This window comes from Magnetospirillum molischianum DSM 120, from assembly GCF_000294655.1.
GTDB classification, from domain to species: domain Bacteria; phylum Pseudomonadota; class Alphaproteobacteria; order Rhodospirillales; family Magnetospirillaceae; genus Phaeospirillum; species Phaeospirillum molischianum.
On the sequence record NZ_CAHP01000021.1, the window covers coordinates 215,871 to 235,676 of the forward strand.

A 19,806-nucleotide genomic window follows, 5' to 3' on the forward strand; every position below is an offset into this window, starting at 1 on the left:
GAACGATCCGGTTTAACCGGATGTCGCTTTAGAAATCAGTGGCATAGACCAGGGTCACCCGCCCTAGCGTCACGCCCCATTTCGAGACTCTGGCCCGGTTGAGCAATACGCCATCGGGTTGCAGAAACATCCAATCCTCGACATTGACCCGAATCGGAATGCTGAAAAAAGTCAGCTTGACGACATAAGCCAGCGACAGCGCGTTGCCCGAAGCCTTTCCCGTGGCACTGCCGATCACATCGTTGGCGGTGCCGTTATAGACACCCTCCTCAAGGCGGGTGATCGACCATTCCCGCCGCAGCATTTCGCCGTCGCTATAAGTAAAGTCCTGATTTAACTCAAGAACCTTACCGTCCCACTGGCCGACGACCTCGGCGGTGAATTGACGGCGGATGCGGCCAAAGCGGTCTTCGAACATCCCCCAGGCGCGGGCGTTGCCAGAGAAATAATCCTCCAGCAGCAGCGGAGTTTCCGCATCGGCGAAGTCGGACGGCTTCATCCGAATAAGGTTGCGGATAAAGACCAGCAAAACGGCAATGATGACAAGAGTGAGCAGCGTGGTCATGACGTCGAACCCTCCTCTGCCGCGGGCGGACAGTGGAGAGCCCGACGGATCCATCGCCACTATCGTGGCCAGACAGATCTCGATCCGACAAGTGACGCAATATACGGAGCCGGAACGTGTGAATGCACGCGTCACACTCGGATTCGATCGACAGATTTAATGGCCGTTGGTCAGGGACAAGAATTCGCGGCGCAGAGCCTGGTCGGTGCGGAATGCACCGATCATCCGGCTGGTTACCATCGATACCCCGGTCTTGTGGACGCCTCGGGTAGTCATGCATTGATGCTGGGCGTCGATAACGACCGCAACGCCCTTGGGCTGTAATACCTCTTCGATGGCGTTGGCGATTTGCGCGGTCAACTTTTCCTGAATCTGGAGGCGGCGGGAAAATGCCTCGACGACGCGCGCCAGTTTGGAAATCCCCACGACGCGCCGGTCAGGCAGATAGGCGACATGAGCAACGCCCAGGATCGGCACCATATGGTGCTCGCAATGGGATTCGAGACGGATGCCGCGCAACATCACCATCTCGTCGTATCCGTCGGTCTCTTCGAAGGTACGAGCCAGGATATCGACCGGATCGGCTTCGTAACCGGCGAAGAATTCTTCGTAAGACCTGACCACCCGCGAGGGCGTATCGATCAACCCTTCCCGTGCGGGATCGTCGCCAGCCCAGCGGATCAGGGTTCGCACCGCCGATTCGGCCTCGGTGCGGCTGGGGCGGTCTTCTGACCAGGGTCGGTCGGGACGGATCGAAACGGTGGTTGCATTCATCGTGAAGGCTCCCTCGTCTGAGTGTTAGTCGTCAGTCCTAGGTGGGGGTGCTCAGGCCGTCGCACCAGGGGGGAGTCTAAAACGATTCGATTCCCCTTCGTTGACAGGCATTTTTCGCAGAGTATGGTGACTTCCCGCCACCGGGAGCGTTTCAACTAGGAGTCCGCAGATGAACCCCGCCGCCCTCGAATCGACCATCGATGCCGCCTGGGAGGCGCGCGATACCGTAACTGTCGCCACTCGGGGCGACGTTCGCGACGCCGTCGAGGCGGTGTTGGAGGGACTCGATAACGGTTCCCTGCGTGTTGCGGAAAAACAGGACGGCACCTGGGTCGTCAATCAATGGCTGAAGAAAGCGGTGTTGCTGTCGTTCCGTCTGACCGATTCCGCACCCATTCCGGGCGGCCCTGGTGGCGCGTCATGGTTCGACAAGGTGCCGACCAAGTTCCAGGGCTGGGACGATGCCCGCTTCCGCGCCGCTGGCTTCCGCGCCGTGCCGGGATCGGTGGTGCGTCGTTCGGCTTATATCGCGCCGGGCGTGGTACTGATGCCGTCTTTCGTCAATCTGGGCGCCCGCGTCGAGTCCGGTACGATGGTCGATACCTGGGCCACGGTTGGGTCTTGCGCTCAGATCGGCCGCAACGTCCATCTGTCGGGCGGCGCTGGAATCGGCGGTGTGCTGGAGCCGCTTCAGGCCGGGCCGGTTATTATTGAGGACGATTGCTTCATCGGTGCGCGTGCCGAGGTCGCCGAAGGGGTGATCGTCGAGACCGGAGCGGTGTTGTCGATGGGTGTCTATCTCGGCGCATCGACCAAGATCATCGACCGCGAGACCGGCGAGACCTTCATCGGGCGGGTGCCGCCCTTCTCCGTCGTGGTGCCGGGCAGCCTGCCGGGTAAGCCGCTGCCGGACGGCACGCCGGGACCGAGCCTGTATTGCGCGGTGATCGTCAAGAAAGTCGATGCCCGCACGCGCTCCAAGGTTTCGATCAACGAATTGTTGCGCGATTGAGCATGACCTCCGACCCGCTGGCGCTGGCCCAGGCGCTGATCCGTTGCCCCAGCGTGACTCCCGAGGATGCCGGAGCGATCGATCTGCTGATCGACGTTCTGACGCCGATGGGGTTCGTCTGCCACGAGATCCGCTCGGCGACCGGCGGGCCGGAGATTCGCAACCTCTACGCCCGTCGGGGGACTGCCGGGCCGAATTTCTGCTTTGCCGGGCATACCGACGTGGTGCCGCCGGGGCAGGGATGGAATGTCGATCCCTTTGCCGCCGAGGTCATTGACGGCCGTCTGTTCGGCCGGGGGGCCGCCGATATGAAGGGCGGCATCGCCTGCTTCGTCGCGGCGGTGGCGCGCTTATTGGCCGAGGGGGAACCCGCGGGATCGATCTCGTTGCTGATCACCGGCGATGAGGAAGGCCGCGCCGTTGACGGTACCGTCAAGGTGCTCGACTGGTTGGCGGCACGGGACGAAACAATCGATGCCTGTCTGGTCGGCGAGCCGACCAATCCCCGCGATCTGGGCGAGATGATCAAGATCGGTCGTCGCGGCAGTCTTAACGCCCGCCTGCGGGTGATCGGCACCCAGGGCCATTCCGCCTATCCCCATCTCGCCGACAATCCGATTCCCCGTCTGATCGAGATTTTACGGCGGCTGACCGAGATACCCCTGGACCAGGGCACGCCGCACTTCCAGCCCTCGACCCTGGCTTTGACCACCGTCGATGTCGGCAACCCCGCCACCAATGTTATCCCCGCCGAGGCCCGCGCCGGATTCAACATCCGCTTTAACGATCTGCATGACGGCGCATCGTTGACGAGCCGGATCGAACAGACGGCCCGCGATGCCGGGGGACAGGTCGAGGTAACGGTCGAGGTATCCGGTGAAGCGTTCCTTACGCCGCCCGGCCGGTTGTCCGACAGTCTGGTCGCCGCGATCCGGGCCGAGACCGGTTTGACGCCCGACCTTTCGACCAGCGGCGGGACGTCGGACGCCCGTTTCATCCGCACGATCTGCCCCGTGGTCGAGTTCGGACTGGTCGGCCAGACCATTCATAAAGCCAATGAAAACGTCGCTGTCGCCGACCTGAACGGGCTGACCGCGATCTATCATCGCCTGCTTGTCGATTGGGTGGGGGCATGATCGGGTTTGCCGAAATCATCCGTTCTGTCTATGGCTGCTGGCAAGTCGCCTGCGGTAAGCCCAGCGGACTGCAATGGCTCGATTGTTCGTCCGGCGGGGTCCGGCGTTCGTTCTGGGGTCCGGCGCTGGTGTTGCCCGGCGTGCTGGCGCTCCAGGCCATCGACGGCGCGTTTGCCAAGGATATAGCCTGGGCTTTGGCGGTGCAGTTGATCGCCTTTGTCATCGGCTGCACCGCCTTTCCTCTGGCGGTAGCCCAAATCTCCGACGAGATTGGGTGCGGTGCGAACTATGCCCGCTATCTGGTCGCCTATAACTGGTCGGCGGTGATTCAGATTTCCGTCTTGTTGCCGGTGGCGCTGCTGGCTTGGGTGATGCCCGGCACGCCTTTGGCCGTGCTCAGTCTGGTGGTAACGGTCGCCCTGTTATTTTATCAGGCCTATATCGCCCGGATTGCGCTGGGAGTGACCTCTCTTGCCGCTGGTTTGCTGGTTCTGCTCGATATTCTGATCGGAACTTTGGTGCAGACCGCTGCTGATCGCATCGCCGGATAGCGAGTGCTATCTTGGTCGGCATGGATCACCTTCCCTTCTCCCTGCCTCCATTCGATCCCGGCTCGGTCTGGCTGACCGGCGCCGGGCCGGGCGATCCCGGTTTGCTGACGCTGATGGCGCTGCATGGGTTGCGCCACGCCGATATCGTGATTCACGATGCGCTGCTTGATTCCCGCCTGCTGGCTCTGGTTCGGCCCGGCGTGACGGTCGAAGCTTGGGGCAAGCGCGGCGGTCGCGCCTCTCCGCATCAAAGCGCGATCACGGCCCGACTGATCGAACTGGCCGGCCAGGGGCTGCGGGTGCTGCGGTTGAAGGGCGGCGATCCGTTTGTCTTCGGTCGCGGCGCGGAAGAAGCATTGGCTCTTGCCGCCGCCGCCATTCCCTTTCGTATCGTGCCGGGAATCACGTCCGGGATCGGTGGGCTGGCCTATGCCGGTCTTCCGGTTACAGCGGGTGTGTCCAATTCCGCCTTTGCTTTTGTCACGGGGCATGGACCCGACGGTGGCTTGCCGGACGATCTTGAGCGGGTGGCGCAGGCTCCGGTGCTGGTGGTCTTCATGGGGCTGAAGCATCTGGCCGACCTCAGTTGTCGGCTGGTGGCGGCGGGACGTTCTCCCGACGAGGCGGCGGCGCTGGTTGCCGAGGCGGCAACGCCGCGCCAGAGGGTGGTTGAAACCCGGTTGGCCGATCTGGCCGAAAGCGCGGCGGCCCATGCACTGGACCCGCCCGCTTTGGTGGTGGTCGGGCCGATCGTGGCGTTGCGTGCGCAGCTCGATTGGTGGCGGCCGCATGCATGATGGAATGCATTCCGCCTATGAGGTGTTGCTGGCTCAGTGTGGCAGCGGCAGCGGGTTGATCGCTACCCTGCTGGTTACTGGGTTGATCGGCGGTGTGCTTCATTGCGGCGGGATGTGCGGGCCGTTGGTGCTGGCCCAGGTGATGGCTGGAACCCAGGCGGTGCCAGCGGGGCCGGGCGGTGAATTGAGGCGTCTGGCCGGGGCGGCGCTGCTGCCCTATCATTTCGGCCGTGTTTTGACCTATACCGCGCTGGGAGGCATCGCGGGCAGCATCGCCGGAGTTTGGCGCGATCTGCCGCTATTTCGCTGGATTGCGGTGGCGCTGCTGTTGTTGGCGGCGCTGCTGTTGGCGCTTCAGGCCTGGCCGCGCCGAGGCGGCGGCGCTTTTGGTGGTTTCGTTCCGGGACTGGGCCGCCTTGTCCGGCCGTTGTTCGCCGCACCGATTGGTTGGCGTGGGCTTCTGCTCGGGATGATTCTGGGATTGCTGCCCTGTGGGATGGTCTATGCCGCGCTGGCGGCGGCGGCCTCGGCTGGCGATCCGTTGGTCTCTGCCGTGGCGATGGCGGCGTTCGGAATCGGTACGATGCCGGTGTTGATTTTGGTCGCGGCGATCGGCCACGCCGCTCTGACCTATTGGCGGCGGCCGCTGCTGCGTATCGCTCCGGTTCTGTTGCTGCTGAATGCCGGTTGGTTGGGTCTGTTGGCCTTTCGTTTGGCGGTGGGATGAAGATTATGGGCGCACCCGGCGTGATCATTTCGGCCCCGTCATCGGGCAGTGGCAAGACCTCGGTAACGCTGGGGGTGTTGCGGGCGTTGAGCCGCCGTGGCCTGACGGTGGGGTCGGCCAAGGTCGGACCGGACTTTATCGATCCCGCGTTTCACGCCGCTGCCAGCGGACAATCCTGTTTCAATCTGGACGGCTGGGCGATGCTCCCGGCGACCCTGGCCGGGTTGGCGGCGCGGGTCGGCGATGGCGTCGATCTGGTGGTTTGCGAAGGTGTGATGGGGTTGTTCGACGGCGCCTTGACCGCGCCCGGACAGCCCGACGGCAGCACCGCATCGCTGGCCCTTGCCACCGGCTGGCCGGTGGTGCTGGTGCTGGACGGACGCGGTATGATTGCCTCGGCGGCGGCGGTTCTGGCCGGGTTCGATCGGTTGCGGCCTGGACCGGGACTGGCCGGAGTTGTGTTCAACCGGGTGCGCAGTTCCCGCGCTCAAGCCGCGATCGAAGCCGCCTGCCGTGCCGCCTGTCCTGATGTTGCGTTGCTGGGGTTCTTGCCTCCTTCTCCGGCGCTGGAGATGAAAAGCCGTCATCTCGGGCTGGTTCAGGCGTGCGAGCGGCCTGATCTCGACGCCTTTTTGGAGGGCGCGGCGGCGCTGGTCGAGACTCATCTCGATCTCGATTCGTTGTGCGCCCTGGCCCGACCGGCCCGGATTGCCGCTGCCGCGCCAGTGCCGGTGCCGCCGTTGGGGCAGCGGATCGCGTTGGCGCACGATGCCGCTTTCGCCTTCGCCTATCCCGCCACGCTGGAAGGGTGGCGGGCGGCCGGAGCTGAGATTCTGCCGTTCTCGCCCCTGGCCGATCAGGGACCGGACCCATCTGCCGATGCAGTCTATTTACCCGGAGGCTATCCCGAGCTGCATGCGGGCCTGCTGGCGGCGAATGGCGGATTTCTGGGGGGCTTGCGTGCCGCCGCGGCGCGGGGAGCGGCGGTGTTCGGCGAGTGCGGCGGCTATATGGTTTTGGGGCGCGGCATCGAAGACGAGACCGGCACCCGCCACCAGATGGCCGGGCTGCTGGGACTGGAAAGCTCGTTCGCCCGGCGGCGACTTCATCTTGGTTATCGCCGCGCCGTGGTGGAAACAGCCGGGCCGTTGGGAGCCGCCGGGGCGATCTTTCGCGGCCACGAATTTCATTACGCAACAATTCTGGCCGAGGAGGGAACGCCGCTGTTCGCCGTTTCCGGGGCTGACGGTGCCGGGCTTGGCCGCTGTGGGCTTTGCGCTTCCGGCACCGTTGCCGGGTCGTTCGTTCACCTGATCGACCGGGATGTGGACTCGGTTACACTGCCTTGACCGTGACGTAGGAGCCGGGAGCGTCCTCTATCACCGGGAAAGGCCCCTCGCCCGGCTGGCGAACCGCGACTTGCGGCCCGGCGTTCTTTTCGACCCAGCCCTGCCAATCGACCCACCACGATCCAGGGTTTTCCGTCGCGCCAGCCAGCCAGGTTTCTGGACTTTTAGCTTTCTTGGCGTTGACCCAGTAATTGTATTTGTTGGCGACGGGGGGATTGACCACGCCCGCGATGTGGCCCGAGGCCGACAACACGAAGCGGACCGGGCCAGAGACGTTTCGTGTCAGCGAGAACGTGCTTTGCCACGGTGCGATGTGGTCCTCGCGGGTTGAAAGCATGTAGATCGGCGTCTTGATCGCGCCCAGATCGATCGGGATTGCGTCGATCTCGATTCCGCCCGGCTCGACCAGCTTGTTCTCCTGATACATTTTGCGCAGGTAGAAGCTGTGCATCGCCGCCGGCATCCGGGTTGAGTCCGAGTTCCAGTACAGTAGGTCGAACGGGAACGGATCCTTGCCCAGCAGGTAATTGTTGACGACGAACGACCAGATCAGGTCGTTGGCGCGCAGCATGTTGAAGGTCGTGGCCATGTCGCGACCGTCGAGATAACCAGTCTGTGACATCCGCGCTTCGAGGCTGACCAACTGTTCTTCGTCGATGAAGATCCCCAGTTCGCCCGGTTCCTTGAAATCGGTCATGGTGGCGAGCAGGGTGGCCGAGACGATGCGGTCGTCGCCTTTTGCCGCCATCCAGGCCAGGGTGCAGACAGTCAGGGTCCCGCCCAGGCAATAGCCGACGATATTGGCTTTGCGTTGGCCGGTGATCTGTTCGATGACGTCGAGTGCGGCCAGTGGGCCTTCGTGCATGTAGTCGCTGAAGGTTTTCCCTCCCAGCGATTCGTCGGGGTTGACCCACGAAATAACGAACACGGTATGGCCCTGATCGACGGCCCATTTCAGGAAGGAATTTTTCGGCCGCAGATCGAGGATGTAATATTTGTTGATCCACGGCGGCACCACCAGCAGCGGCGTCTCGAACGTGGTGGCGGTGGTGGGCGAATATTGGATCAACTGCATCAGGTCGTTTTGGAAGACGACCTTGCCCGGTGTGACGGCGATGTTCTCGCCGACACGGAAGGCGTCGTAATCGGTCATCCGAATCGCCAGATTGCCCTTGCCGCGTTCCAGGTCGCCCAGCAGGTTGTCGAGGCCCTTCAGCAGATTTTCGCCGCCGGATTCAATCGTGGCGCGCAGCACCTCGGGATTGGTCAGCACGAAATTGCTGGGGGCCATCGCATCGACGAACTGGCGGGTATAGAAATCAACCTTCTTGGCTGATTGATCGTCCAATCCTTCGACCCCGCGCACGACGTTTTGCATCCATCGTGCCGACAACAGATAAGATTGCTTGATGTAATCGAAGACCTCGTTGTCGTTCCACATCTGATCCTTGAAGCGGCGGTCGCCAGCCTCTGGCGATGCCACCGGTTCGGTCTTTTGCCCCAGCATTCGCAGCGTCGTGTTTTGCCACAGCGCGGCGTAATCCTGCCACAGCGAGACCTGCGCCTCGACGATCTTGGCCGGATCGCTGATGATCCGCGTCGTCATTTCAAGAAAAGCGTTGCCGATGTTCAGCGGGTCAAGCGAGGCGATGGTTGGATCGGCTGCCTGACGGGCCATGAAATCGCTGACAAGTCGTTGACTGCGCTCCGCGATGCTGGTCATTGCCGAAGAAAACTCGGAGGGATCGAGCAGCTTGGTTCCCGCGACCTTTGGATCGGTCATTTCGCACCCCATGGATGTTGCAGGAAGAAACGCCGCCGTTACCGATCATATCGACCGGTCCGGAGGGTGACGAGAAAATCGTCCTCTCTTTACACGTTACACACAATCTATATACTTTCTATCGCACGCCTGATAAATGTGAACTTGCCGTAAAACCCGGCAGAGACCAATTTCTGTTGTCCTTATCGGGGGTTGTCGTCCCACCATGTTCGAGTCCATCGAGGTCATCCGCCGCAATGCCCGGCGCCGGATGCTCGCGGTCGGCACCAGCGTTGCCACGGTTGCACTGGTTTCTGGTTGCTCATGGGTGCCTGACGCATTGAACCCATTCGCAGGATCTTCAAGCGACGACATTCGATCCGATATCGCTATTCCCCGTCGTTCAGATGGAAAGACCTCAGAGACCGCCGCGCAGGAGCCTGGCCGTGGCCTCGCCGCCGATCGCGACAACGCTAAATATGCCACGGCGACCCGGCGCGAACCCGCCCCCACCAAGCAGTTGGCCCGTCGTACCGTTCCGGCTCCGGTGCAAACCGCCGATGCAACCCAGACGTCTCCGGTTCGTGTTCCCGCCCCTGTCGCCGCTGCGCCCGCCCCTGTTGCGGCCGTGCCGGTTCCGACTCCTGCCCCGGTTGCGGCTGCGCCGGTTCCGATTCCCGCTCCTGCGCCGGTTGCGGCTGCGCCGGTTCCGATTCCCGCTCCTGCGCCGGTCGTCGCCGCTCCGTTGCCGTTGCCTCCCGGCGCGACTTCGGCCAATGTCGCCGCGTTACCTCCGGCGCGTGAAATGCCGTCGCTCGACCGCCCGATGCGCACGGCCCGCGACGAAGGCCCTGCCTCGGCTCCGCCTCAGGTCGCCAGCGCACCGCCGCCCCGGCCCAACATTCCCGAGACGGTGCCGACCCGCCGCAGCACTCTGGTCGATCATTACCAGCAGCGTTTGAACGAATCCTCCGTTGCCGCCAGCAAGAGCGGAACGTTCGATTCGGTGCCGCCGCCCCGGCCTGAATCCTCTTATTCACAGCCCGCGTCGGCCTATGCCGTTCCGGCCAACGCGCCGATCACCTATACCCGCCAGCAACCGCTTCCGGCCGTTGCGTTTGTTGCGCCGGACGAGGCCGCGCCAGAGCTGATCCCACCGCGCGGCGTGCGTGGGGCGAAGGGGGCGGTGCTGCCCCCCACTCCGTCCGCCAGCTTTCAGGTCGCGTCGCTTCATCCCGATTACGATGGTCGTCTGAGCGAGGATACGGTGTCGCAATTGCGCAGCGTCGCCGCTTTGACGCGCCAGTCCGGTGGCGCGATCCGGCTTAATGGGCAGGTCGATCCAGGTCTCTTTCGTCAGATCGTCGCCACTTTAGGCAAGATGGGCGTTCCGTCCCGCAAGATCCAGCTTGTTCCCGATGAGGATCTCTTCGACGACGGTGGCGCGATTCGGGTTTCGATCGATTACTGATCGTTCCCGTTCCGAACGCGGAGCCACCGCTTTCCCTGGGGAAACGCTGTCCCTTAATGTGCCCGGTCGCGACTGCGTTCGGCCGGTAATCCCGGTCGCGTCTTCGTGACAGGGGGGGGAATACGGTCTAAACAAGGGAACCGTTTGTCGTCCCGAGGTCTGGGAATGAAACTAAAGCCGTCGCGTGCCTATATCGCGTTTGCCCACGACGTCGTCATGGCCGCGTCCTCTTTCGTCTCCGCACTTTATTTGCGGCTGGGTGATGGCCTGTGGCTGCTGTGGAGCAACGGAGACCTGTTGCTCGGGACGGTCCTGTTCGTCGTGGTGGCGATTCCGGTGTTCCTATCGCTGCGGCTCTATCGCGGCGTTTGGCGTTACGCTTCGACCAGCGATATGGCCGGGTTGGTGCGCGCCACGACCCTGACCATCCTGATCTTCACGGTGGTGCTGTTCCTGGTCAACCGATTGCAGACGGTGCCGCGCTCGGTGCTGATCATCAACTGGTTCGTGTTGGTAACACTGCTGGGCGGGCCGCGCTTTCTCTACCGCAGTTTCAAGGACCGTCGTCAGGCGCTGCGTGCCTTCAATGCCGAAGCGGTACCGGCTTTGTTGGTCGGTGCCGGGGACGAGGCCGAACTGTTTATTCGCGCCACCCGCTCGGTCGATGCCGAGTACCGCGCCGTCGGGTTGGTCAGTGAACGCGGTGCCAGGGTCGGACGCAATATCCACGGGATCGACGTGCTGGGCTCGATTGACGAGCTTGATGCCGTGGTCGAGCAGTTGAAGCGGCGGGGCCAGGCTCCGCAGCGGCTGATCATCACCGACCCTCGGCTGGATGGGGCGATCGTCCGCGAATTGTTTGACGCTGCCGACCGGCTAGGAATGATCCTGGGACGGATTCCGCGCCTGACAGAACTGAAGGACGGCTTGGGCGACGAGATTCCAATCCGCCCGATCGCGGTCGAGGATTTGCTGGGGCGGCCTCAGCAAGCGCTGGACCGTTCGGGGCTGGAGGAAATGATCCGAGGCCGCCGCGTAATGGTAACCGGGGCTGGGGGGAGTATCGGTTCCGAACTGGTGCGTCAGATCGCTGCCTTTGCGCCGGAACGACTGGTTCTGTTCGAAGCCTGCGAGTTCAATCTGTACTCCATCGATCAGGAACTCTGCGCCCGTCCCGATGCGCCACAGGTGGTTCCATTGCTGGGCGATGTCCGCGATGCCGGGCGGGTCAGGCAGGCGATGGCGGACCATCGACCCGATTTGGTGTTTCACGCCGCCGCGCTGAAGCACGTGCCGATGGTCGAGCACAATCCCGACGAAGGTATTCTGACCAACGCCATCGGAACCCGCATCGTCGCCGATGCTTGTATCGAATCCGGTACGGCGCTGATGGTGCAGATTTCTACCGATAAGGCGGTCAACCCTACCAATGTGATGGGGGCGAGCAAGCGGGTGGCCGAGATGTACGCTCAGGCGCTCGACCTTGCCGTTGGCCAGCGTCCGGGCGGAACCCGTTTTGTTACCGTCCGCTTCGGCAATGTCCTGGGTTCGACCGGCTCGGTGGTGCCGTTGTTCCAGCGCCAGCTTGCCGCCGGTGGGCCGATCACCGTCACCCATCCCGAGATGACCCGTTATTTCATGACGGTGCGCGAAGCGGTCGAACTGGTGCTGCACGCTTCGCAGTTCGGGGCTTGTCACGCCGATTACCGTGGTAAGATTTTCGTGCTCGACATGGGCGAGCCGGTGCGGATCGTCGATCTGGCCCGGCAAATGATCCGGTTGGCGGGCTTACGGCCCGATCACGATATCGCGATCACGTTCACCGGCTTGCGGCCCGGTGAGAAATTATTCGAAGAGATCTTTCACGGAGCCGAGCCGCCGGTTGCTACCGGACAACCCGGCCTGTTGGTGGCGACGCCGCGTGCTGTCGATGTCGAGTCGCTGGGGCTGGCCATCGACGACCTCGGGCGGGCTTGTCTGGCTCGTCAAAGCGACGACGCGCTGGCGATTCTGCGGCGGCTGGTGCCGGAATATAAGTCCAGCGGCGAACACCCACTCTGCCCGCCAATTGAAAGCGTCGGGTCTGTTCGGGGCGAGGGTCCGTGATGGAGCCGGGTGACGTGCTCTCCGTCGCCGTGGCGGCGGGGGCGGCGTTTGCCTTGGCCGGTCTGGGGACCCGCTGGGTGCTGGGCTGGTTGACCCGGAAACAGATTCTCGACCGTCCCAACGAACGGTCCAGCCATACCGTTGCGGTGCCGCGCGGGGGGGNAATGGCGGTGACTCCCGCCGCCGCCCTGGTGTGGATCGGCGTGGCGGTTTGGGGAGGCAATGCCGCCTTTCTGACCCTGGCCACGCTGGCGCTGGGCCTGATGGGGCTGTCGTGGCTCGATGACCGCTACGGTCTGCCGCCCTTGCCCCGCTTCGCCGCTCATGCCCTGGCGGTCGCGATCGGTCTGCTGTTGCTCGGTTCCGATCAGTTGGTGTTTCAGGGGATGCTTCCGCTGTGGGCCGACCGTCTGCTCGCCGGGTTGGGATGGCTGTGGTTCGTCAATTTGTATAATTTCATGGACGGAATCGATGGCATCACCGGCACCGAGACCGCTTGTCTCGGGCTGGGGATCGCCGGAGTAACCCTGATCGCCGGTCTTGGCCTCGCCTCCCTGCCCTTCGCTGCCGCTTTGGCTGCTGCTGCGATGGGGTTCCTGGTGTGGAACTGGCCGCCGGCTCGGATTTTTCTGGGCGATTGCGGCTCGATCCCGCTGGGCTATCTGCTGGGAGCGTTGCTCGTGGGCCTCGCCGCTCAGGGGGAGCTTGCCGCCGCTCTGATCCTGCCCGGCTATTATCTGGCTGACGCCACGATTACCCTGCTGTGGCGGCTCGTCGATGGCGAGCGGATCTGGCAGCCGCACCGCCGTCACTTCTATCAGCGGGCGGTGCGCGGCGGTCGCTCCCATGCCGAGGTTACCGTGGCGATCCTGACCGGAAATCTGGCGTTGATCGGTTGGGCCGTCCTGGCCGCGGCCGGCTCTCCCGTTTGGGCCGGAGCGGGGGCGGTCCTGACCGTCGCCGCGCTGTTGACGCTGCTGTCTCGCTGGGCCGGAGGAATTCTTCGATGAAGATCGTCGTGACCGGAGCCAATGGTTTTGTCGGTCGTCCGCTCTGCGTTTCTTTGGCGGAGGCCGGGCACGATATCATCGCGGCGGTACGGTCGCACGCACTCCTGCCCGAGGGGATCGAGCGCCGCTCCGTTGCCGGTCTGTCGGCCGCGACCGACTGGCGCGCGGCGCTGACGGGGGCCGAGGCGGTGATTCACCTTGCTGCCCGCGTTCATGTGATGACCGAATCGAGCGTCGATCCGCTGGCCGATTTCCGCGCCGCCAATGTCGCCGGAACCCTGGCTCTGGCCGAGCAGTCTGTGGCGGCGGGCGTGCGCCATCTGGTTTTCCTCAGTTCGATCAAAGCCAACGGCGAAGAGACGGAGAAGACCCCGTTCGGTCCCGAAACGGCGGCTCCGGTTGATCCTTATGGGATCTCGAAATACGAAGCCGAGGTGGGGCTGGCGGCTCTGGCCGCCCGGACCGGACTGGCGGTAACGGTGCTGCGGCCGCCACTGGTTCATGGTCCGGGGGTGAAGGGCAACCTGCGCCGCCTGATCGGGGCAATCGATCGCGGTCTGCCGTTGCCGTTGGGGCGGGTTGACAATCGCCGCGCCCTGATCGGATTGGGCAATCTGACCGATGCCATCGCCCGTGCGGTGGCCCGCCCACCCGCGCCCGGTGGCTTTCGAATCTATACCCTGTGCGATGGCGAAACGGTCTCGACCCCCGATCTGATCCGTCGTCTTGCTGCCGCGCTGAACCGCCCCGCGCGGCTGGTGCCGGTGCCGGTCGGGTGGCTACGACGGGTCGGACGGATGACCGGGCGTTCGGCGGCGATCCAGCGCCTGACTGGCTCGTTGGAAATCGACGACCGGCTGATCCGGGCCGAGCTGGATTGGACACCCCCGGTCAGTCTCGAATCCGGGCTGGCGGCACTGGCGGAATCGTGGCGGCGCGATCATCCGTAACCAGCGCTTATCCGTTGCGCCCCGGCATCAAGCGGCGGTAGGACAGCGCCTCGGCGATATGCAGGCGATGGACACCTTCGACTCCCTCCAGGTCGGCTAGAGTGCGTGCAACGCGCAACACCCGATGCCAGCCCCGCGCCGATAGTCGCATCTGCTCGGCGGCTTCGGCCAACAGGCGACGACCTGCCGCATCGGGGGCGGCGACCGCTTCCAGAATCTCGCCATCGGCTTCGGCATTGGTACGGATCGGCTGGCCGCGATAACGCTCGGCTTGGATGGCGCGGGCGGCGGCGACGCGGGCCGCCACTGTTTCCGATCCCTCAGCAGGCGGCGGCAGGGCCAGATCGGCGGGACTGACCGCCGGAACCTCGACGTGAAGGTCGATGCGGTCGAACAACGGTCCCGAAATCCTGGTCTGATAATCCTGGCCGCATTTCGGCGCTTTGGAGCAGGCCAGCGCCGGATCGCCCAGATGACCGCAGCGGCACGGATTCATCGCCGCCACCAGTTGGATGCGGGCGGGATAGGTGACGTGGGCGTTGACGCGGGCGATGACGGCGCGGCCGGATTCAAGCGGCTGCCGCAGCGCTTCCAGCGCGCCCCTTTGGAACTCGGGCAATTCGTCCAGGAACAGAACGCCGTGATGGGCCAGCGAGACCTCGCCCGGCTTGGCCCGGAGGCCGCCGCCGATCAGCGAGGGGACGGAGGCGGAATGATGGGGATCGCGAAAAGGGCGGCGGCGCAGCAGCTTGCCCTCGGCCAATTGTCCGGCGACCGAATGGATCATGCTGACTTCCAGCGCCTCGGCCGGTTCCAGCGGCGGCATCAGGCCGGGCAAGCGGGCCGCCAGCATTGATTTTCCCGATCCCGGTGGGCCGATCATCAGCAGATTGTGAGCGCCAGCGGCGGCAATCTCCAGCGCGCGCTTGGCGGTCTCCTGCCCCTTGATGTCGCGCAGATCGGGTAGGGACGATTCATCCTCGGCGATGCGCGGCTCGGGTACCGACAAAACCTGAGTGCCCTTGAAATGATTGATGAGGGCCAGCAGAGATGACGGTGCCAGAACCTCGATTCCTCCGGCCCAGGCCGCTTCTCCGCCCTGCGCGGCGGGGCAGATCAGCCCTTTTTCGGCGGCGCGGGCGGCGATGGCGGCGGGCAGAACTCCGGCCACCGGAGCCAGCCGTCCGTCCAGCCCCAGTTCGCCGAGGGCGACATAGCCCTCGATCTCGTCAGGCGGAACGACCTCCATCGCCGCCAGCAGCCCCAATGCAATCGGCAGGTCGAAATGGCTGCCTTCCTTCAGGAGATCGGCAGGGGCAAGGTTGACGGTGATCCGTTTCGGCGGCAGAGCGAGCCCTAATGCGTTGAAGGCGGCGCGGACTCGTTCACGGCTTTCCCCGACCGCCTTATCCGGCAGGCCGACGATGGTAAAGGCGGGAAGACCGGCGGCGATTTGGACCTGAACGTCGATGTCGAGGCAGTCGATTCCGGCAAAGGCAACGGTGGGAGCGTGGGCGGTCATCGAAACTCGGCGACGTGGTGCGATAGAATTCGCTTCGGGCGGGAATTCATTATGAAGGGGGCAGCCTGCCCTGAAAAGAACCAATGGCCGGACGTTCCAGCAGCAGGGTGCGCAGTTCGTCCAGGCTGTGCACCAGAAAATCGGGGGAACGGGCGGCCAGGGCGTTGGCGTCGGTATAGCCCCAACTGACCGCTCCGGCGGCGATTCCGGTGGCGCGGGCGGCGTCGATGTCGCGGATTTCATCGCCGATTGCGATGGCTTGGGCGGCAGCGATTCCGGCGCGGCGCAGCACGGTCTTCAATCGTCCTGCTTTGCCGAACAGACCCGCACCGCAATCGAGATGATCGAACCGGGCGATGGTGTCCGCCCCCAACACGCGGCGCACGTTCGCGGCGGCGTTGGAGCTGACCAGGGCAAGGCGCAGCCCGCTGCGGGAGAGGTCGTCAAGCAAAGCGGGGATGCCGGGAAACGGGTGGATGTCTGCCTTGGCCTGTAGAGAGCGCATATGAGCGGCGACCAGCGGCACCTTCCAGCGCGGTAGGGCGAGGCGGTCGAGAATCTGGTGAGCATCGAGTTGACGAAAATCCGCGACTTCATTCGATCCGACGCGGCGGAAACGATAGCGTTTGGCAACGTCGTCGAGCACGGTGAGAAACCAGCCGAACGAGTCGGCGAGAGTGCCGTCGAAATCGAAGATCACTAACCGGGAGGTCATGACGGGGACTCCGCGAAAAGGGGCGGCAGTTTCCGTTCTGTGCCGCAACGAGTTTGACTACATTCGTCGGTGCAGGGGAAATCGATAACCGCATTCGCAGTTTGTGGGGCGGCTTCGTCGCCTCTGTCAACCCCATGTGCAGACAGAGGCTAAGAAGCCTTTATAAATCAATGTGATGGCGTCGCACTGCGTCGGGTCTCGATTGCATCCCAAATCAGCCCAGCCAGATTAACACCGTCAAAGCGGTCGATCTGACGAATGCCGGTGGGCGAGGTGACGTTGATCTCGGTCAGGCAATCGCCGATCACGTCGATACCGACGAAGATCAGCCCGCGCTCTTTCAGGGCCGGACCGATCGCGGCGCAGATGTCGCGTTCGCGGGGTGTCAGGGTCGAAGGGCGGGCTTCTCCGCCGACGTGAAGGTTCGAGCGGGCTTCGCCTGCCGCGGGAACGCGGTTGAGTGCGCCGACCGGCTCGCCATCGACCAGGATGATGCGTTTGTCGCCCTGACGCACCTCGGGCAGATAGCGTTGGATCATCAGTGGTTCGCGAGAAAGCTGGCCGAACAGGTCCAGCAGCGAGTTGATGTTCTCGTCGCCGGGTGGCAGGTGGAACACGCCCGCTCCGCCATTTCCGAACAAGGGCTTCAGAATGATGTCGCCATGCTCGGCGCGGAAGGCGGCGATCGCTTCACGGTCGGAACTGATCAGGGTCGGCGGCATCAGGTCGGGAAAGCGGGTGACCAGCAGCTTTTCCGGGGCGTTGCGAACCTCGGTCGGGTCGTTGACGACCAGGGTGCGGGGATGGATGTGGTCGAGCAGGTGAGTCGCGGTGATGTAGGCGAGGTCGAAGGGCGGATCCTGACGCATCAACACGACGTCAACCGAACCCAGATCGATCCGTTCCGGCGCGCCCAGGGTGAAATAATCGTTGGCGACGGCACGGACAGACAGCGGTCTGACCTTGGCCTCGACCCGCCCCGCCTGCCAGGACAGGTCGGTCGGCAGGTAATGCAGCAGGGAATGGCCGCGCCGTTCGGCCTCTAGCGCCAGAGCAAGAGTGGAATCGGCCGCGAAATCGATCGTTTCGATCGGGTCCATCTGGATGGCGACGACAAGGCTCATCGGGGGAGGCTCCTAACGGAAATTCAGTGCGGCCGGGACTTTAACTCAGCCATCAGAGACAAGGCCCGCGCGCGGGCCTGGATGTCGGAGGTGCGAATCACGAATTGCTCCAACGCCGCGACGGCTCCGCGCGGGTTGCCTTGACGCAGATGCATCAGTCCGGCCTCGCGCCACAGCGGCGGCAGATCGGGGGCGACCAGCAGCAGCCCCTCGACCACTGTCAGCGCCCGGTCCAGTCGTCCAAGCCGCAGCAGACGCTGCTTGACCGTGGTCTGAACCCGGACCAGCAAGGCGCGATTGTCGAGCGCAACAAAGTGCGACGGCTCCAATTCATGCGACAACCCGCGAACCGCCTTGAGCAGGGCGCGCAGATCGGGGGTATCGAACCGCCGCGTCGCGTCGGTGGGGTCGAGGATCAGACGGCGGCCGGTTTCATCTTCGATCCGCAGCAGCAGGCGGCAGGGAAAGGCCAGTGCCTCGGCGGTCAGCCCGGCGCGGCGGGCGATATCGAGCATCACCAACCCCAACGAATCGGGATCGCCGCACCGGCGTTCAAGTACCGTGCCCAGATCGTGGTCGTCGTCCTCTGAGTCGAGGATTGCCTGAAAGCCATGACGGCGCAGAACGATCCCGGTCAGGGCTGCGGCGTGCCGCTCGACCGCCGGGTCGCTGGATTCGTCGGTCCAGGCGGCGGCGCGTACGGTGTCAGCCAACGTGGACAGGGTATCGAGATGAGTCGGAATCGCATCGATCACCCCCGGTCGGACCAGCGCCGCCAGCCATAAGGCCGCCTCGACCGGAGCAATCGCCGCATCCTCCTGCCGACCCAAATCGGCCAGCCGCCGCCGCAGACCGGCCGCTTCGGTCATCAGCCACCGGCCCGGCGGGGATCGTTCTTCAAGCGGATATGGCTGATCACGCGGCGGACTCCGTTGATGTCACGGGCATGGGCGATGACGCGTTCGAGTTCGGTGTCGTTCTGGGCGATGCCAAGGATATAGACCACCGCATCGGAGACATCGACGACATAATTGATGTTGCGGATTTCGCTGTCGCCGAGCAGCCGGGTCTTCAGTTTTTGCTGAATCCACACGTCGCTGCTGGAACTACCACCCGGCTCGTCGTCGCCGCGCACGACGATCTCGTTCATCACTTCGCGCACGCCCGCGACCTGCCCGACCAGTTCCGCCGCGTCGTTACGGTTTTTTTCGGTCGGCACCACCCCGGTCAGCATCACCCGGCCCTCGCTGATGTTGAGGGTGACCTTGCGGTACATCTCAACATCCCGTTCGAACCATTTATGATTGATTTCGGTCCGGATCTTAAGGTCGTCAATCGATCCGCCCATTCCCCGTTCCTCGGCGGCGGCAACGCCGGTGGTGGCACCTGCTCCGATCAGAACCGGGATGCAACCCGAGAGCAGACCCGCCAACGCGGTCGCGGCCAGAATAATCGGCAGAGGGCGCGAAAGGGGCACGGTCTGATCCTCCGAAAGCGATAGATAACAATTCGTCGGCAGTTTAGAGGGAACCGCCTCTTCCCGGAAGAGCGCTGTTTATAGCCTCAGTCGCCAGCACTCACTCCGTTCGTTTGGCTTTCGCGCGGGCGCTCAACGCGCCGTCGCTTTGCTTCATGCCGCGTTCTGGCGTGGTCTAATGGCGGCAAGATCGGCCTCGATCTGGCGACGCCTTTCCATGAGTTCATAGTCGGCTTGGACACCCATCCAGAAGCCTTCGGACAGACCGAAATAGCGGGCCAAGCGCAAGTCGGTGTCAGCGGTAATCGTTCGCTTGCCGAGGATGATTTCATTGATACGGCGCGGGGGAACACCGATAGCACGAGCCAAGCCGTTTTGGCTCAGTCCCATCGGCTCGATGAAATCGAGCATCAACATTTCTCCCGGCGTCGGGTTCGGGATCATGTCAGTGGTAATCGATGATTTCGACATGGTTCGGACCTCCTTCCGTCCAGACAAAGCAGATACGCCATTGATCGTTGATTCGAATGCTGTGTTGGCCGGTTCGATCATGCTTTAGCGCCTCAAGGCGATTGTTCGGCGGAACTTTCAGATCATCCAGACGCTTGACGTTATTCAGCATTCTCAGCTTACGCAACGCCGTCTTCTGGATGTCTTGAGGCAGCTTTCGGCTGAACGCGCCGCGCCACACCAGTTCAGTCTCTTTGCATGCGAAATCAACGATCATGGGGAGACTATAACGCCTCGCGTCATATGAC

General features: G+C 63.6%; 20 protein-coding genes. 10 read left to right on the top strand and 10 right to left on the bottom strand.

The annotated features are described in order from the left end of the window. Positions 1-28: 28 nt before the first annotated feature. Together PHAMO_RS10070 and folE are read right to left on the bottom strand one after the other, a co-directional pair. The gene (locus PHAMO_RS10070) at positions 29-565 is read right to left on the bottom strand and encodes a DUF3833 family protein (RefSeq protein ID WP_002729006.1); all 537 of its coding nucleotides are present in this window, start codon (positions 563-565) and stop codon (positions 29-31) included. A 156-nt stretch (positions 566-721) separates the two neighbouring features. After that, on the bottom strand, positions 722-1,339 hold the full coding sequence (gene folE, locus PHAMO_RS10075; RefSeq protein WP_002729008.1) for a GTP cyclohydrolase I FolE: 618 nt from the start codon (positions 1,337-1,339) through the stop codon (positions 722-724). Between the two features lie 169 nt (positions 1,340-1,508). Between folE and dapD the strand changes: the two genes are divergently transcribed. From dapD to PHAMO_RS10105, 6 genes are read left to right on the top strand one after another with little or no spacing between them, the layout of a single operon-like run. Next, positions 1,509-2,351 (top strand): 2,3,4,5-tetrahydropyridine-2,6-dicarboxylate N-succinyltransferase, encoded by an 843-nt coding sequence (dapD, locus tag PHAMO_RS10080; RefSeq protein WP_002729010.1) that lies wholly within the window; start codon positions 1,509-1,511, stop codon positions 2,349-2,351. 2 nt (positions 2,352-2,353) lie between these two features. Continuing rightward, positions 2,354-3,487, top strand: a complete 1,134-nt coding sequence (gene dapE, locus PHAMO_RS10085; protein WP_002729011.1) for a succinyl-diaminopimelate desuccinylase — start codon at positions 2,354-2,356, stop codon at positions 3,485-3,487. Then, positions 3,484-4,038: a hypothetical protein gene (locus PHAMO_RS10090; protein ID WP_002729013.1), complete on the top strand. Its 555-nt coding sequence runs from the start codon at positions 3,484-3,486 to the stop codon at positions 4,036-4,038. Before dapE ends, PHAMO_RS10090 begins: the two co-directional genes overlap by 4 nt. Positions 4,039-4,058: 20 nt before the next feature. After that, positions 4,059-4,835 (top strand): uroporphyrinogen-III C-methyltransferase, encoded by a 777-nt coding sequence (gene cobA / locus PHAMO_RS10095; RefSeq protein ID WP_002729015.1) that lies wholly within the window; start codon positions 4,059-4,061, stop codon positions 4,833-4,835. Next, the gene (locus PHAMO_RS10100) at positions 4,828-5,562 is read left to right on the top strand and encodes a sulfite exporter TauE/SafE family protein (protein ID WP_002729017.1); all 735 of its coding nucleotides are present in this window, start codon (positions 4,828-4,830) and stop codon (positions 5,560-5,562) included. Before cobA ends, PHAMO_RS10100 begins: the two co-directional genes overlap by 8 nt. Then, the gene (locus tag PHAMO_RS10105) at positions 5,559-6,911 is read left to right on the top strand and encodes a cobyrinate a,c-diamide synthase (protein ID WP_002729019.1); all 1,353 of its coding nucleotides are present in this window, start codon (positions 5,559-5,561) and stop codon (positions 6,909-6,911) included. Before PHAMO_RS10100 ends, PHAMO_RS10105 begins: the two co-directional genes overlap by 4 nt. On the opposite strand, the gene PHAMO_RS10110 is transcribed toward PHAMO_RS10105, so the two are convergent. Then, positions 6,898-8,694: a PHA/PHB synthase family protein gene (locus PHAMO_RS10110; protein WP_040566641.1), complete on the bottom strand. Its 1,797-nt coding sequence runs from the start codon at positions 8,692-8,694 to the stop codon at positions 6,898-6,900. The two genes, PHAMO_RS10105 and PHAMO_RS10110, sit on opposite strands and share 14 nt — an antisense overlap. 205 nt (positions 8,695-8,899) lie before the next feature. Here PHAMO_RS10110 and PHAMO_RS18500 point away from each other — a divergent pair, with 205 nt between their 5' ends. From PHAMO_RS18500 to PHAMO_RS10135, 4 genes are all read left to right on the top strand, one after another. Next, the gene (locus PHAMO_RS18500) at positions 8,900-10,144 is read left to right on the top strand and encodes a hypothetical protein (protein ID WP_002729022.1); all 1,245 of its coding nucleotides are present in this window, start codon (positions 8,900-8,902) and stop codon (positions 10,142-10,144) included. A gap of 165 nt (positions 10,145-10,309) precedes the next feature. Then, entirely contained in the window at positions 10,310-12,250 is a 1,941-nt protein-coding gene (locus PHAMO_RS10125; protein WP_002729024.1) for a polysaccharide biosynthesis protein, read from the top strand. A gap of 164 nt (positions 12,251-12,414) precedes the next feature. Continuing rightward, complete coding sequence (locus PHAMO_RS10130; RefSeq protein ID WP_456085335.1) at positions 12,415-13,260, top strand: MraY family glycosyltransferase; 846 nt, start codon at positions 12,415-12,417, stop codon at positions 13,258-13,260. Then, entirely contained in the window at positions 13,257-14,210 is a 954-nt protein-coding gene (locus tag PHAMO_RS10135; protein WP_002729026.1) for an NAD-dependent epimerase/dehydratase family protein, read from the top strand. The genes PHAMO_RS10130 and PHAMO_RS10135 overlap by 4 nt, the downstream gene beginning before the upstream one ends. A gap of 7 nt (positions 14,211-14,217) precedes the next feature. On the opposite strand, the gene PHAMO_RS10140 is transcribed toward PHAMO_RS10135, so the two are convergent. The 7 genes from PHAMO_RS10140 to PHAMO_RS10170 all read right to left on the bottom strand — a co-directional run. Beyond that, positions 14,218-15,732, bottom strand: a complete 1,515-nt coding sequence (locus PHAMO_RS10140) for a YifB family Mg chelatase-like AAA ATPase (RefSeq protein WP_040566647.1) — start codon at positions 15,730-15,732, stop codon at positions 14,218-14,220. A 49-nt stretch (positions 15,733-15,781) separates the two neighbouring features. After that, positions 15,782-16,447 carry an HAD hydrolase-like protein gene (locus PHAMO_RS10145; RefSeq protein ID WP_002729028.1) on the bottom strand — a complete coding sequence of 222 codons (666 nt, stop codon included), beginning with the start codon at positions 16,445-16,447 and terminating at the stop codon, positions 15,782-15,784. 167 nt (positions 16,448-16,614) lie between these two features. Further along, entirely contained in the window at positions 16,615-17,571 is a 957-nt protein-coding gene (gshB, locus tag PHAMO_RS10150; protein WP_002729029.1) for a glutathione synthase, read from the bottom strand. A gap of 23 nt (positions 17,572-17,594) precedes the next feature. Next, complete coding sequence (locus PHAMO_RS10155) at positions 17,595-18,440, bottom strand: transglutaminase family protein (protein WP_002729030.1); 846 nt, start codon at positions 18,438-18,440, stop codon at positions 17,595-17,597. Beyond that, positions 18,440-19,048, bottom strand: a complete 609-nt coding sequence (locus PHAMO_RS10160) for a BON domain-containing protein (protein ID WP_002729032.1) — start codon at positions 19,046-19,048, stop codon at positions 18,440-18,442. Before PHAMO_RS10160 ends, PHAMO_RS10155 begins: the two co-directional genes overlap by 1 nt. 153 nt (positions 19,049-19,201) lie before the next feature. After that, the gene (locus PHAMO_RS10165; protein ID WP_002729033.1) at positions 19,202-19,519 is read right to left on the bottom strand and encodes a HigA family addiction module antitoxin; all 318 of its coding nucleotides are present in this window, start codon (positions 19,517-19,519) and stop codon (positions 19,202-19,204) included. Then, positions 19,494-19,806, bottom strand: a 313-nt coding sequence (locus tag PHAMO_RS10170; RefSeq protein WP_328285748.1) for a type II toxin-antitoxin system RelE/ParE family toxin, incomplete at its 5' end; no start/stop codon positions are given. The genes PHAMO_RS10170 and PHAMO_RS10165, both read right to left, overlap by 26 nt.